This is a genomic window from Nocardioides soli (genome assembly GCF_014191495.1).
Classification (GTDB): Bacteria; Actinomycetota; Actinomycetes; order Propionibacteriales; family Nocardioidaceae; genus Nocardioides; species Nocardioides soli.
The window spans coordinates 1171938-1183960 of sequence record NZ_JACHWR010000001.1; the positions used below are offsets into that span (position 1 = coordinate 1171938).

Genomic DNA, 12023 nt, shown 5'->3' on the forward strand with positions numbered 1-12023 from the left:
CACGCTAACCGGCGGGGCTCGCCTCGACCTCGGCTGTGCCACCGGATGCGGACGGCTCCGACGCGGGCGTCGGGCTCGGCTTCGTCGACTCGACGGCCGGGTCCGGCGTCGGGGTCGCGGCGGTGGGCGGCGCCGGGCTCGGGGTGGGGTCCGCGGCCGGTGGCGAGCTCTCCGGCGGCTCGGGAGCCGCCGGCTCCTGCGCGGGCTGCTGTACCTGGGTGGGCTGCTGGGTCGGCTGTTGGCTGGGCTGCTGGGCAGGCGCGGAGGACCCGGACGGCTGCTGGGAAGGCGCCTGCTTGGGCTGCTGGGACGGCGGGTCCGTCGGCTCGTCGGCCGGCTCCTCGACCTCGACGACCAGCGGCGCCGACGCGCTGCCCTCGGCCATCGGCGTCGCGAACACCTTCCAGCGGTACGTCGTCGTCTCGCGGGCCCGTAGCGTCACCGCGACGCTGGAGCCCACGACGACCCGGACCGTCTCCCAGTCGTTCTCGTCCCCGGCGTCCCCGTGCGGCTTGAGTGCCTGCAGCACCACCCGCGCACTGCTCACCGGCGCACCGAGGTCGTCGACGACCCGGCCGGTGAGCGTCACCCGCTGGTCGGGCGCCACCGGCGCGGTCGGTCCGGCGATCGACGTACGGGTGCCGTAGCCCTCGAGGTCGTACGTCGCGGTCGCCCCGGGGCTGCCGATCCGCCAGGCGTCGATGTTGAAGGGGTTGCCGTCGCACCCGAAGCCGACCGCGTAGAAACCGTAGCCGTCGCCGCCCATCGCCTGCACGAAGGCGGGCACGCCGGAGGATCCGACCTGGCCGCCGACCGGCTGCTGGGTGGCCAGGTCGTACTGGGTCCAGGCGTAGCCGAGACCCGGGACGTCGACCGTGGTCCAGCCCGCCGAGGCGGGGGCGGTCAGGCTCGCGCGGCCGATCCACATCGTGCTGGTGCCGACGTCGGCCGGCGCCTGGTAGCCGACGTACGCGACGCCGGTGGTGCCGCCCTCCGCGTGCACGGAGACCCCGGCGACGCTGGTGTCGGCGATCGACTCGACGTAGCTGACGATGCCGGTCGCGCTGCCGCCCGCGGTGTCGAAGCCGAGGCTGCGCTCGCCGGTGGCGCCGGCTCCGGTGGCCAACCCGATCTGCGGCCGCACCGGCTCGGCGGAGCGCTGGAAGACGTCGTCGCAGCCGACGACGGTGAGCTGGGCGCGGTTGCCGGCCGGGAACGCCGTGCCGCGGACCACGGTGGTCGAGTCGCTGCTCGCGGATGCTCCGGGAAGCGTGCCGGCAGCCATGACTACGAGAGTCGTGGCCGCCACCATGACTCCCCGTCGCACTGTGCTCCCCAGTTCCACGTGTCTGCTCCCGAGCCTTCCTTCGAGAAAGGCTACGTCGGATCCGGCCGGTTGTTCAGGGAGTGGTGGAAGAGGTTTCCCCAAGTTCGGTAGGCGCCGCCGGCGTCGGGGTCTCCGCCGGGGCCTCGGTCGGCGTCTCCGTCGGCGTGTCGGAGGGCGTCGGAGCCAGGGTCGGCGTCTCGGTGCCGCTGGGACTGGAAGTCTCGGTGGGCGACCCCTCCGAGGGCGTCGGCGAGGGGCTGTGCGACCCACCGTCGTCCTCGCGGCGGTCCTGGTCGTCCTGCTGGCCACCGCCGCGGCCGCCGACGTTCCCGATGGTCGTGCCGCCGTCACCCGAGCCGCCGGTGATGGAGGAGACGCTGCGGCCGGCCGCGAGCTCGAGCGCCGTGATCAGCACGATCGCCACCACGAACAGCACCCCGGCGGCGAGCAGCACGTGGCGCCACGGCAGCGACCGCAGCCGCTCCCGCCACGAGGTCTGGGCCACCCGGGCGACGGCGTCCAGCTCCTCCTGGGCGGCGCCGAGGCGCTCGTCGGCATGGTCGAGGTGGCTGTCGTGGGCCGCGGTGTCGGTCGCCCGCTCGGCCCGACGTACCTCCGCCTGGGCGATCCCGACCTTGCGGGCCGCACTGCCCTGTGCCTTCGCGAGGGTGCGCCCGCTCGTCGCCAGGCCCTGGGTGAAGACGGCGCTCGAGATCGTGACCACGAGGCTGCCGATGGCCGCGCCGATGATCGTGCCGGCCGCGCCCAGGAAGGAGAGCAGGAACGCCGAGGCGACCGCCGCCAGTGCTCCGGCGACCGCCCTGAGCCAGTCGATCTCCAACCCGCGCCGGCGCTCGGCGCTCTCCTCGGTCATCACCGCCCAGTATGCCCAGTGCGAGACGGGATGCGCGCGGAGATCTGAGTCCGGAACGCGCCGGATGACGGCTCGAACCTACTGAGCGGTCGCTTTTCTTCTGCGGCATGATGGGGTCGGCTCGCGCGGAGCCCGCCGCGCAGGTCCCTGCAGGATCCAGGGCAGAACCCAGGAGGTGCACCGATGCAGCTGGCGCTGTCGGCGGAGGACGCCGAGTTCCGCGATCAGATGCGGGAGTTCTTCACCACGAGGATCCCGCAGGAGATCCGCGACGCCGTCGCCGAGCGGCGCGAGCTCACCCGCGAGCAGTTCGTGTCGAGCATGCAGATCCTCAACGCGGCCGGCCTCGCCGTACCCAACTGGCCCGTGGAGTGGGGCGGGCGGGACTGGACCCCGCTGCGCCGCCACATCTGGCACGAGGAGATGCAGCGGGCGTTCGTGCCGCCGCCGCTGGGCTTCAACGCGTCGATGATCGGCCCGGTGATCGCGCAGTTCGGCTCCCAGGAGCTCAAGGAGCGCTTCCTCGCCAAGACCGCGAACCTCGACATCTGGTGGTCCCAGGGCTTCTCCGAGCCCGACGCCGGCTCCGACCTCGCGTCGCTGAAGACGCGCGCGGTGCGCGACGGCGACGAGTACGTCGTGAACGGCCAGAAGACGTGGACCACGCTGGGGCAGTACGGCGACTGGATCTTCACGCTGGTGCGCACCAACCCGGAGGCCAAGTTGCAGGCCGGCATCTCGATGCTGCTCATCGACATGACCTCCCCCGGCGTGGAGGTGCGGCCGATCGAGCTGATCGACGGCGGCCACGAGGTGAACGAGGTCTGGTTCACCGACGTCCGGGTGCCGGCCGAGAACCTGGTCGGCGAGGAGAACCGCGCCTGGGACTACGCCAAGTTCCTGCTCGGCAACGAGCGGGTCGGCGTGGCTCCGGTGGGCGCGACCAAGCGCAACCTCGCGCAGGCGAAGGAGTGGGCGGCCACGGTGTCCACGGGCGAGGGCACCACGCTGCTGGACGACCCACTGGTCTCGACCCGCATCGTCGAGCTCGAGAACGAGCTGCTCGCCCTCGAGCTGACCGCGCTGCGCGTCGTCGCCCACTCGACCGACGGCAAGCCGCACCCCGCGTCGTCGGTGCTCAAGCTGAGGGGTACCGAGCTCCAGCAGGCGGTGACCGAGCTGGTCGTCGACCTGGCCGGGCCGGCCTCGCTGGCCAGTGGGGCCGGCGACGACTCCGACCTGCCGTGGTGGGCCCGGCGCGCGACGCCGACGTACCTCAACTTCCGCAAGGCCTCGATCTACGGCGGCTCCAACGAGGTGCAGCGCCAGATCATCGCCCGCACGATCCTGGGACTCTGAGGGGACGACGTCATGGACTTCAACTACGACGAGGAGCAGCAGGCGCTGCGCGAGGCCGTGCGCGGGCTGGCCGGCAAGGCGTACGCCGACTTCGAGAACCGCCGCCGGGTGGTCGCCGAGGAGCCCGGCTTCAGCGAGAAGGTGTGGACCCAGCTGGCCGAGATGGGCGTCCTCGGGCTGCCCTTCGACGAGGCGTACGGCGGGATGGGCGCCGGCGCCGTCGAGGTCGGCATCGTCGCCCAGGAGCTCGGCCGGGTGCTCGCGCCCGAGCCGTTCCTGACCTCCGTGGTGCTGGCCGGTGGCGCCGTCGCCGCGGCAGGATCGGAGGAGCAGAGGATCGGGCTGCTCGACGACGTGTCCTCGGGCGGCTCGGTGCTGGCCTTCGCGCACGCCGAGCCGGGCTCGCGCTGGCAGCCGACCGCGTCCGCGGTGACCGCGTCGTCGTCCGACGACGGCTGGACGCTGACCGGCGTGAAGGAGCCGGTGCCGGACGGCGCGCGCGCCGACATCCTCGTCGTGTCGGCGGCGCTCCCCGCGGGTGGGACGGGCCTCTTCGTGGTCACCGCCGAGACCCCCGGCCTGACCCGCGAGGGCTACCGGACCCACGACGGCGGCCGGGCCGCGAAGGTGACCTTCGCCGGCACTCCGGCGGACCTGCTCGGCGACGACCCGGGCGACCGCACGGGCGTCATCGCGCGGGTGCTCGACGTCGCCCGGATCGCCGCCTGCCACGAGGCCGTCGGTGCGATGGAGTTCTCGCTGGAGACCACGGCGGCGTACCTCAAGAGCCGCAAGCAGTTCGGCGTCACGCTCAACACCTTCCAGGCGCTCACCTTCCGCGCGGCGGACATGTACGTCTCGCTCGAGCAGGCGCGCAGCCTGGCACTCTGGGCGTCGATGGTGCTCGACGGCGGCTCCGACGCCGACGTGGCCACCGCCGCGAGCCGGGCGTCGCTCGGTGTCAGCCGGGCCGGCCGCCACATCGGCCAGGAGGCGATCCAGCTGCACGGCGGCATCGGGATGACCGCGGAGTACAGCATCGGCAGCTACACCAGTCGCCTCACCGCGCTCGACCACCTGCTGGGCGACGGCAACCACCACCTCGGGCTGCTCGCCACGGACGTCGGTGGCTACCGCGAGGTGGACCCGCTCCCGTAGCTGGGACTCGTGCGCGGGGCTCGGGCGCCGGGCTCGTCGCCGAGGCTCCCGGCGGTGGGGCTCCCGGCGGCGGAGGTCGTACGGCGGAGGCGGTCAGGCAGACCGAGCCCGACACGCCGTCTCTCCCCGGCGCGTCGCACTCGCTTTCCCTGACCACCCCGGCGCGGCGTCGGCGTGTCTCCTCGTTTCCCCGGGCAGCCGGGGAAACGAGCAACAGCCGGCTTCGGCGTCAGACCTGACACCCGGATCCACGGGGCGCCGTGCGGCGACAACGGGGGCTGATCCGCCCGCACGACGGCTGAGGGGCCCGGGACGTCGTACCAACGGTCCGGGCCGACCCGTTCGTACGACGTCCCGGACCCGACGAGCGACGGGTCACCGGACGTGCGCCTGCAGCCGGAGCATCTCGAACTCCACCTGTCGTTGCTGGCGTTGACGCAGGGCCTGCAGGCGCTGGTGCATGTCCTGGATGGACATCGTGCGCCACGCCTGGCGACGGTTGAGCTGGAGGGTGGACATGAGCGGTCCTCTCGGTCGGATGCCCGCCACCCGGCGGGCACGCCCATCGTGGGGGCCCGCACTTGAAGGCGGCTGGGAGCCGGCTGGGAGACCCCTCAGGGAGAGGACGGCGGGGACTCGCCCGACGCCAGCCGCTCGTGCAGCCGGTCGCGCACCTGCTCCGGCGTGAGCTGCGCGCGTTGCCGCTGGTCGCGCGCGATGATGACCCCGGAGGCGGCCACCCCGGCCAGCCCCGCCAGACCGAGTACCTTCCACAACTTCATGAGGACCTCCGATGACCCCTGCGACGGACGATCGATGAACGGCGCGACGGACGGTGCGTCGAGCGAGCTCACCCTCGACCAGGCGGTCGAGCTGACCCGCACCGGCGACCTGTGGCTCTTCCGCGGCCGCTCCGCTGCCGATCACGCTATCCGGCTGGTCACCAACGCGCCGGTCAACCACGTGGGCATGGCGGTCGTGCTCGATGACCTGCCGCCGCTGCTGTGGCACGCCGAGCTCGGCAAGGGACTGCGCGACGTCTGGACCGACAGCCATCATCGTGGGGTCCAGCTCCACGACCTGCGCGAGGCGGTAGTCCAGTGGACCGGCCGGTACGAGCAGCAGGCCTGGCTGCGCCAGCTCGACGCGACCGTCACCGCCGAGATGGAGGACGCGGTGCTGCGCACGATCGCCCGGCTCGACGGCACGCCGTTCCCGTCCACGGCCAAACTCGTGGGCCGCTGGGCGCGGGGGCGCGTACGCCGCGCCGCGAGTGCCGAGCTCACCTACTGCGCCGAGGTGGTCGCCGCGACGTACGCCGCGATGGGGCTGCTGGACGGCGACCGGCCGACCAACTACTACGACCCCGGTCGCTTCTGGTCCGGTGACGACCTGGAGCTCCGCGCCGGCGCTCGGCTCGGCGCGGAGCTCGCGGTCCGGACCTGACCGGGCCTCAGCCCTGGGCGCCCTGGGAGCGCCAGTAGTCGTTGAGCGCCGCGTTGGTCTTGACGAACCACACGATCGCGCCGACCAGGAAGAACCAGCCGAGCAGCAGGTACCAGAGGCCGGTGGTCGCGGTGACCGGCTTGGCCCGGCCCTTGCGCTCGTACATGTTGCCGACCTCGTTGGAGGTCAGGAACGGCATCACGATGCCGACCAGGATCGTCAGCAGCAACGCGATCGGGCCGCCGATGCCGGTGCCGGTGTGCTGCTTCATCTCGTCGTGGGTCTTGTACCACCAGTACCAGGTGTAGAACCCGAGCGTGACGATGGTGAGCAGCACGCAGGTGCCGGTGTTGCGAACCTGGCCGATCGGGCCGTCGGCCGGGCCGGCCATCGGCGCGAGCGGGGCAGCCGACGGGTACGCCGGAGCGGCCCCACCGGACGGCGCCGGTGCGGAGTACGGCGGCGGCGCGGCCGCGGGATCGGGGGTGGACCCGGTGGGGTCGTTGGTCTCGGTCATGACGGTGTCCTCATGGTCATCTGGGCGACAAATCACCCGAGGTTAGGACCCCCGGGGCGGCGGTGTGCGACTTCCGGTCAAACCCTAGTGGAGTCGGCGCCCCCCGCGCGCCAACGACCCATCGGGGCACGGGGGGTGACCGGAGTTCCCACAATGGAGTCATGACCGCGCTCGACACCGTCCGCGCCACGTACGCCGAGGCCGCCGCCGCGTTCCTCGATCTGGCCGCCCAGGTGCCACCGGACCGGTACGCCGGCCCGGGCCTCGGCAACTGGGACCTGCGCTCGCTGATCGGGCACGCCGGCCGCTCGCTCCTGACCGTCACGACGTACCTGGACACCCGGGCCGAACGCGTCGACGCCGAGGACGCGGCGGACTACTTCGCCGTCGTCAGCCGGCTCGCCGACGGCACCACCCGCGACGCCATCCACCAGCGCGGCGTCGAGGCCGGGGTGCTGCTCGGCGACGACCCGATGGCCGCCCTGCGCGCCGCGCGCGACGACGCCGAGGCCGCGCTCGACCTGCTCGAGGGCGAGGACGTCGTCATCCGGACCGCGGGCGGCGGCATGCGGGTGAGCGACTACCTGCCGACCCGCACCTTCGAGCTCACCGTCCACTGCCTCGACATCGCCCGCGCCACCGGCCTCGACTTCACGCCGCCCACCGAGGCGCTCGCCGACACGCTGGCGCTGGCCAGCGCGAGCGCGCTGCGCCAGGGGCTCGGCGTCGACGTCGTGCTCGCTCTCACCGGCCGCCAGCCGCTCCCCTCCGGTGCGTCCGTGGTGCCCTGAGCGTCGGGGATAGTCCGTCACGTTCTGGCCGACGATCCGCCGGTGGGGCAACCAGAACGTGACGGACTATCCCGAGAACGCCTCGTCGTACGCCGCCTCGAGGCCGGCCGGGTCGAGGGAGTCGACGACGGCGACCCGGCCCGGGCCGGTGCGGCTGAGCCGGCCGGAGTCGTCGACCTCCCAGGCACCGCGATCGACGGTGGCGAGGCCGGGCTCGACGAAGGCGGCGGCGGTGGCGAGGTCCCACCGCTTCGGGACCTCGGTCGCGGCCACGATCGGGCCGACGACGGGGAAGGCGGCGAGCAGGTCGGGCGTGCCGGCGGGGATCGGGTCGTCGGGCACCACCGTGACCGGGACCGGTCCGGCCAGCACCGCGGCGAACGCCGCCGGGTCGGCCGCGGCGTTCCACTCCGCGACCCCGTCGATCGACGGGACGCTCACGGCCCCGGCCATGGTGTGGATCCCGGCGAGCCGACGGTAGCTCTCCGGCCACCGCTCGGCGAGGTCGGCGAGATTGGTCAGGGGGCCGAGTGCGACCACGTGCAGGTCGTCGGTCGAGCCGGCGAGCTTCGCGATCGACAGCGGCGCCGGGTCCGAGGCCGGCACGAACGTGGTGTCCACCCGCGGCAGTCCGGGCGCCACCGCGGCCGTGGCCCGCCACTCGCGCGGCCACTGCCGGGCCGGGTCCTCACGGCCGCACGCCACCGGCACCCAGCCCTCCCCCAGCGCATGCACGAGGTCGGCGACCAGGTCGGCGCCGGGATCGCAGCCGACCAGCCCGGTCCCGGCGATCGTCACCGCGACGACGCGCACGTCGGACCGGCGCAACAGGTAGGCCAGCGCCACCAGGTCGTCGCCGGCCAGGTCGGTGTCGACCACGATCGGCGTCGCGTCCTCGTCGGGAGCGGCCCCGCCGGCGAGCGCGCCCACCGTGGCGAGCTCGCCGTCGTCGTCGTACGGCGCCGCGCAGCCGGCCAGCGCCAGGACCGCCACGGCGGCCGCGACCAGCGCCCTCACGGTGTCACCGCCTGCTGCAGCAGCACCCCGGCCACGGCGATCGCCGCACCCGCGGCCAGCAACGGCCGGCGGGCCCGTCCGGGCACCGCGACGGCGACGGCCAGCAGGACCAGGCCGACCAGGTAGGCGTTGTGCCACCACGCCAGCGCCGGCGACACCACGACCCGGGCCCAGTGGTCCTGAAACTCACCGGGAGCCGACAGCAGCCAGTCCGCCGGGAAGGTCAGCGGGTCGGTCTCGGGCGGCCCGACGTCGACGTACACCGGCTGCACCTGCACCGGGGCGAGCGCGCGGAGCACCGGCCCGTTGAAGATCCAGTACGTCGCGCCGGCCAGGAACCAGCCGATCGACAGCACGATCGACGCCGCGAGCCGCTGTCGGAGCACGTGCACGGCCGCCGCGCCCACGGCCACCGCGAGGCAGGCCAGGAGGCCCAGCTGGACCAGCTCGGGCAGCGTGTGGTGGGCCTGGGCGGTGCGGCCGGGCTCGTCGCCGAGCGACAGCCCGCCGGTCGAGCGCAGCCAGAGCGCCGCCGCCACCACCAGCAGGACGGCGACGCCGACCAACGGCAGGGCGCCCAGGAGTCGCGCGGCGGACCGCCGGGCGCGACCCAGCGGGGCGTCGTCGGCGACCGGCACCAGCTCTCGGCCGAACGCCGCCACGCTGGCCAGCGAGATGCCGAGCAGCAGCGGGGTCAGCGAGGCGACCAGCCCGGTGTAGCGCTGCCCGGACCACGTCTCCTCCCAGGTGTTCCAGGCCATCAGCCCCGACAGCGCCAGGCCGAGCCAGGGCGCCGGGTGCCGCAGCGAGCGGCGCGCCTCGATCCGGGCCAGCTCCTGGGTCGCGGTCGTGGTCATCGGTTGCGTCCCATCCACAGTGCGGCACCGGCCGCGACGGTCACGAGCTCCGGTCGGGGGTCCCAGTCGATGTCGACGGCACGAGCCGTGATCACCCACAGCACGGGTGCGGCGACGCCGAGCGGCACGCCGGCCCAGACCGCGACGGCGAGACCGGAGGTGGTCAGCGCCAGCAGCCCGAGGAGCGGGCCCCCGACGGCGGCGAGCCACAGGCCGAACCCCGCCGGCAGCAGCAGGGCGAGTCGACGGGCTCGGCGTACGGCGTGCGACGTCGGCACCGCCGCCAGCAGCGCGGCGGCGGGGTCGCGCAGCCCGGCGACGACCGCCGCGGCGACCGCGGCCGTGGCGACGCCCGTCAGCGTGCCCGGCCAGGCGCCGCCATGGGCCGCCAGCGCGCTGGCCACCGCGAGGCACACCGCCACGCCGGCCAGCGGCGTCCAGCTCGTCGCCCGGACCGTGGGCAGCACCCAGGCGGTCATGGCGCGTGCTCCATGCGGGCGAGCAGCAGGTAGCCGTCGTCGAGCGTCGGGTCGACGACGGCGGCGCCGCTCGGCGGGTCGCCGAGGTGGCGGTAGCTGCCGGTCGGGGTGAGCCAGCTGCGGACGGCGTCCGGGTCCTGGCGGTCGTCCTCCCAGACCCGGCCGTGGGCCAGGCCGGCGAGCTCGGCGGGGGTGCCGGCGAACCGGACCCGACCGGTGAACATGACGTACACCTGCTGGCAGAGCGCGGACACCTCGGAGATGTTGTGGGTGGCCATCAGCACGGTCGGCGCGGCCGACAGCAGCGAGCGCAGCCCGAGTCGCTGGTCGGGGTCGAGGCCGTTGGCGGGCTCGTCGAGCACGAGCAGGTCGGGCTGGCCGACCAGCGCACAGGCGAGCGCCACCCGCTGCTTCATGCCACCGGACAGCGCCCGGATCTTCCTGTGCATCACGTCCTGGAGCGTGACCGCCTCGAGCACGCGGCGCACCTCGTGCCGGCGGCGCTCGCGGTCGGTGTGCTCCTTGAGGACGGCGACGTAGTCGACCATGTCGTACGGCGTGAAGCCTGGGTAGAGGCCGGGGCTCTGCGGGAGGTAGCCGAGCCGGCGCCGGATCTGCACGCGCTCGTCGGCCCGGCCGGGGTCGAGGCCGAGCAGCCGCAGCGATCCCTCGTCGGGCGCGAGCACGGTGGCGGCCATCCGGAGCAGGCTGGTCTTGCCGGCGCCGTTGGGGCCGAGCAGCCCGATCACGCCGCGGTCGGCGGACAGTGTCACGTCGTCGACGGCGCGGGTGCCGCCGTAGGACTTGGTGAGGGCGATGGCCTCGATCATGCGATCCTCCGGTAGGCGACGGCGTCGCGACGTACGACGGTGAGCGCGACGGCCGCGAGCGCGACGGTCAGGGCGACGGCCTGCACGCCCGGGCCGGCGATCGCGTCGGCGAAGACCTCCGGTCGCAGCGTGCGGTGGGCGACCACGACAGCGCCGACGAGCAGCGCCCAGCCCACGCTGGCGGTGAGCGCCACGTGCAGCGGATCGATCCGGGTGGTGCCCGCCAGCAGCACCAGGGCCGAGAGCGCGAGGCCGGGCAGGCACCACGCGAACGCGAGCCGCAGGGGCACGTCGTCGATCCAGAGGTCGACCGCCAGCAGCACGCCGAAGGCGAGCGGCAGCGCGACGGCCGCGACCAGCAGCGCGCGCAGCGCCACCAGCCGCAGGCCCGCGGTCGGCGCGACCAGGGCGATCTCGCCGCTCGGGTCGGACCCGTCGCGGTAGGCGAGGGCGACCGCCGCCACCGGTGCCAGCGGCGCCAGCACCAGCAGCGTGAGGAGTCCGGCATCGCCGAAGGCCGACGCGGCCACCAGCGGCACCAGCCCCACCAGCAGCACCGCCACCAGCGCGGCCTGCATCATCAGCGGGGTCGCGATCGCGGAGCGCACGATCCAGGGGCTGCGCGAGGGCCGGTCGACGCGGTCGGCGAGCCGACTCCAGGCGAGCTCCTGCTCGTCCGGGCCGGTGAGGGCGGCCAGCCGCCCCCGACAGGACGCGCAGCCCAGCAGGTGGCTCTCGAGCGACGCGGCGAGCACGAGTGGCGCACTGCCCGCGAGGTACGTCGCGAGGTCCTGGTCGTCCGCGTGCCACGCGGGGTGATGGGTGCTCACAGCAGCGCCTCCCTCAGCTCGGAACGGGCCCGGCTCATCCGGCTCTTCACGGTGCCGCTCGGGATGCCCAGCAGGGCGGCGGCCTCACGGGTGGACAGGCCGTCGAGCACGGTGGCCCGGACGACCGCGAGCAGCTCGGGCGACAGGCGCTGCAGCGCCTGGCCCACGTCGCTGTGCTCCACCGCCAGCAGTACGGCCTCCTCGGCGGACGGCGCGTGCTCGTGGCGCAGCTGGCCGAGCCGCTCGAGCACCGACTTGCGGGGACGCAGCCGGTGCAGCAGCGTGCGGATCGCGATGCCCCACAGCCAGGCGGCGACCTCGCCGTCGCCCTGGTACTTCCCGGGCTTGTCCCACACCACGAGGAAGGTGTCGTTGACGACCTCGGCCACGATCGCCGGATCGGAGCAGCGCTGTCGCACGCGCGCGGCCAGCCACGGCTGGTGGCGGGTGAAGAGCTCGTGCAGCGCCCCACGGTCGCGCTCGCCGATGGCGGCGAGCAGCGCGCGGTCGCTGGGCTCCTGATCGACGGTCACGCTTC

At 74.1% G+C, this 12023-nt stretch carries 15 protein-coding genes; 4 read left to right on the forward strand and 11 right to left on the reverse strand.

From position 1 onward, the window contains the following. Positions 1 to 4 precede the first annotated feature (4 nt). Entirely contained in the window at positions 5 to 1285 is a 1281-nt protein-coding gene (locus tag FHU40_RS06000; protein WP_183591324.1) for a hypothetical protein, read from the reverse strand. A gap of 115 nt (positions 1286 to 1400) precedes the next feature. Beyond that, positions 1401 to 2201 carry a hypothetical protein gene (locus FHU40_RS06005; protein WP_183591325.1) on the reverse strand — a complete coding sequence of 267 codons (801 nt, stop codon included), beginning with the start codon at positions 2199 to 2201 and terminating at the stop codon, positions 1401 to 1403. Positions 2202 to 2384: 183 nt separating this feature from the next. On the opposite strand from FHU40_RS06005, the gene FHU40_RS06010 reads away from it, so the two are divergent. Both FHU40_RS06010 and FHU40_RS06015 read left to right on the forward strand, forming a co-directional pair. After that, positions 2385 to 3560, forward strand: a complete 1176-nt coding sequence (locus tag FHU40_RS06010) for an acyl-CoA dehydrogenase family protein (RefSeq protein ID WP_183591326.1) — start codon at positions 2385 to 2387, stop codon at positions 3558 to 3560. Between the two features lie 12 nt (positions 3561 to 3572). After that, positions 3573 to 4718 carry an acyl-CoA dehydrogenase family protein gene (locus FHU40_RS06015; RefSeq protein ID WP_183591327.1) on the forward strand — a complete coding sequence of 382 codons (1146 nt, stop codon included), beginning with the start codon at positions 3573 to 3575 and terminating at the stop codon, positions 4716 to 4718. 375 nt (positions 4719 to 5093) lie between these two features. Here FHU40_RS06015 and FHU40_RS06020 read toward each other — a convergent pair whose 3' ends face one another. After that, the gene (locus tag FHU40_RS06020; protein WP_183591328.1) at positions 5094 to 5237 is read right to left on the reverse strand and encodes a hypothetical protein; all 144 of its coding nucleotides are present in this window, start codon (positions 5235 to 5237) and stop codon (positions 5094 to 5096) included. Positions 5238 to 5332: 95 nt separating this feature from the next. Further along, positions 5333 to 5500, reverse strand: a complete 168-nt coding sequence (locus tag FHU40_RS06025) for a hypothetical protein (RefSeq protein WP_183591329.1) — start codon at positions 5498 to 5500, stop codon at positions 5333 to 5335. Between FHU40_RS06025 and FHU40_RS06035 the strand changes: the two genes are divergently transcribed. After that, positions 5499 to 6164: a hypothetical protein gene (locus FHU40_RS06035; protein ID WP_246389958.1), complete on the forward strand. Its 666-nt coding sequence runs from the start codon at positions 5499 to 5501 to the stop codon at positions 6162 to 6164. The two genes, FHU40_RS06025 and FHU40_RS06035, sit on opposite strands and share 2 nt — an antisense overlap. 7 nt (positions 6165 to 6171) lie before the next feature. Here FHU40_RS06035 and FHU40_RS06040 read toward each other — a convergent pair whose 3' ends face one another. Further along, positions 6172 to 6681, reverse strand: coding sequence for a DUF4234 domain-containing protein (locus FHU40_RS06040; RefSeq protein ID WP_221199518.1), 510 nt, complete (start codon positions 6679 to 6681; stop codon positions 6172 to 6174). A 161-nt stretch (positions 6682 to 6842) separates the two neighbouring features. On the opposite strand from FHU40_RS06040, the gene FHU40_RS06045 reads away from it, so the two are divergent. Beyond that, entirely contained in the window at positions 6843 to 7472 is a 630-nt protein-coding gene (locus FHU40_RS06045) for a maleylpyruvate isomerase N-terminal domain-containing protein (protein ID WP_183591332.1), read from the forward strand. A 66-nt stretch (positions 7473 to 7538) separates the two neighbouring features. Here the strand turns inward: FHU40_RS06045 and FHU40_RS06050 are convergent, their stop codons facing one another. From FHU40_RS06050 to FHU40_RS06075, 6 genes are read right to left on the reverse strand one after another with little or no spacing between them, the layout of a single operon-like run. Then, the gene (locus tag FHU40_RS06050) at positions 7539 to 8489 is read right to left on the reverse strand and encodes a nucleoside hydrolase (protein WP_183591333.1); all 951 of its coding nucleotides are present in this window, start codon (positions 8487 to 8489) and stop codon (positions 7539 to 7541) included. Beyond that, positions 8486 to 9346 (reverse strand): hypothetical protein, encoded by an 861-nt coding sequence (locus tag FHU40_RS06055; protein ID WP_183591334.1) that lies wholly within the window; start codon positions 9344 to 9346, stop codon positions 8486 to 8488. The genes FHU40_RS06050 and FHU40_RS06055 overlap by 4 nt, the downstream gene beginning before the upstream one ends. Next, entirely contained in the window at positions 9343 to 9825 is a 483-nt protein-coding gene (locus FHU40_RS06060) for a hypothetical protein (protein WP_183591335.1), read from the reverse strand. Before FHU40_RS06060 ends, FHU40_RS06055 begins: the two co-directional genes overlap by 4 nt. Further along, entirely contained in the window at positions 9822 to 10655 is an 834-nt protein-coding gene (locus FHU40_RS06065; RefSeq protein ID WP_183591336.1) for an ABC transporter ATP-binding protein, read from the reverse strand. The genes FHU40_RS06060 and FHU40_RS06065 overlap by 4 nt, the downstream gene beginning before the upstream one ends. Next, positions 10652 to 11485, reverse strand: coding sequence for a cupin domain-containing protein (locus FHU40_RS06070; RefSeq protein ID WP_183591337.1), 834 nt, complete (start codon positions 11483 to 11485; stop codon positions 10652 to 10654). Before FHU40_RS06070 ends, FHU40_RS06065 begins: the two co-directional genes overlap by 4 nt. After that, positions 11482 to 12018, reverse strand: coding sequence for an RNA polymerase sigma factor (locus FHU40_RS06075; RefSeq protein ID WP_183591338.1), 537 nt, complete (start codon positions 12016 to 12018; stop codon positions 11482 to 11484). The genes FHU40_RS06070 and FHU40_RS06075 overlap by 4 nt, the downstream gene beginning before the upstream one ends. Positions 12019 to 12023 lie beyond the last annotated feature (5 nt).

Coding starts and splice junctions, on each gene's coding strand:
- FHU40_RS06000 (WP_183591324.1), bottom strand. CDS start 1,285: ATGGCTGCCGGCACGCTTCCCGGAGCATCCGCGAGCAGCGACTCGACC.
- FHU40_RS06005 (WP_183591325.1), bottom strand. CDS start 2,201: ATGACCGAGGAGAGCGCCGAGCGCCGGCGCGGGTTGGAGATCGACTGG.
- FHU40_RS06010 (WP_183591326.1), top strand. CDS start 2,385: ATGCAGCTGGCGCTGTCGGCGGAGGACGCCGAGTTCCGCGATCAGATG.
- FHU40_RS06015 (WP_183591327.1), top strand. CDS start 3,573: ATGGACTTCAACTACGACGAGGAGCAGCAGGCGCTGCGCGAGGCCGTG.
- FHU40_RS06020 (WP_183591328.1), bottom strand. CDS start 5,237: ATGTCCACCCTCCAGCTCAACCGTCGCCAGGCGTGGCGCACGATGTCC.
- FHU40_RS06035 (WP_246389958.1), top strand. CDS start 5,499: ATGAGGACCTCCGATGACCCCTGCGACGGACGATCGATGAACGGCGCG.
- FHU40_RS06025 (WP_183591329.1), bottom strand. CDS start 5,500: ATGAAGTTGTGGAAGGTACTCGGTCTGGCGGGGCTGGCCGGGGTGGCC.
- FHU40_RS06040 (WP_221199518.1), bottom strand. CDS start 6,681: ATGACCGAGACCAACGACCCCACCGGGTCCACCCCCGATCCCGCGGCC.
- FHU40_RS06045 (WP_183591332.1), top strand. CDS start 6,843: ATGACCGCGCTCGACACCGTCCGCGCCACGTACGCCGAGGCCGCCGCC.
- FHU40_RS06055 (WP_183591334.1), bottom strand. CDS start 9,346: ATGACCACGACCGCGACCCAGGAGCTGGCCCGGATCGAGGCGCGCCGC.
- FHU40_RS06060 (WP_183591335.1), bottom strand. CDS start 9,825: ATGACCGCCTGGGTGCTGCCCACGGTCCGGGCGACGAGCTGGACGCCG.
- FHU40_RS06065 (WP_183591336.1), bottom strand. CDS start 10,655: ATGATCGAGGCCATCGCCCTCACCAAGTCCTACGGCGGCACCCGCGCC.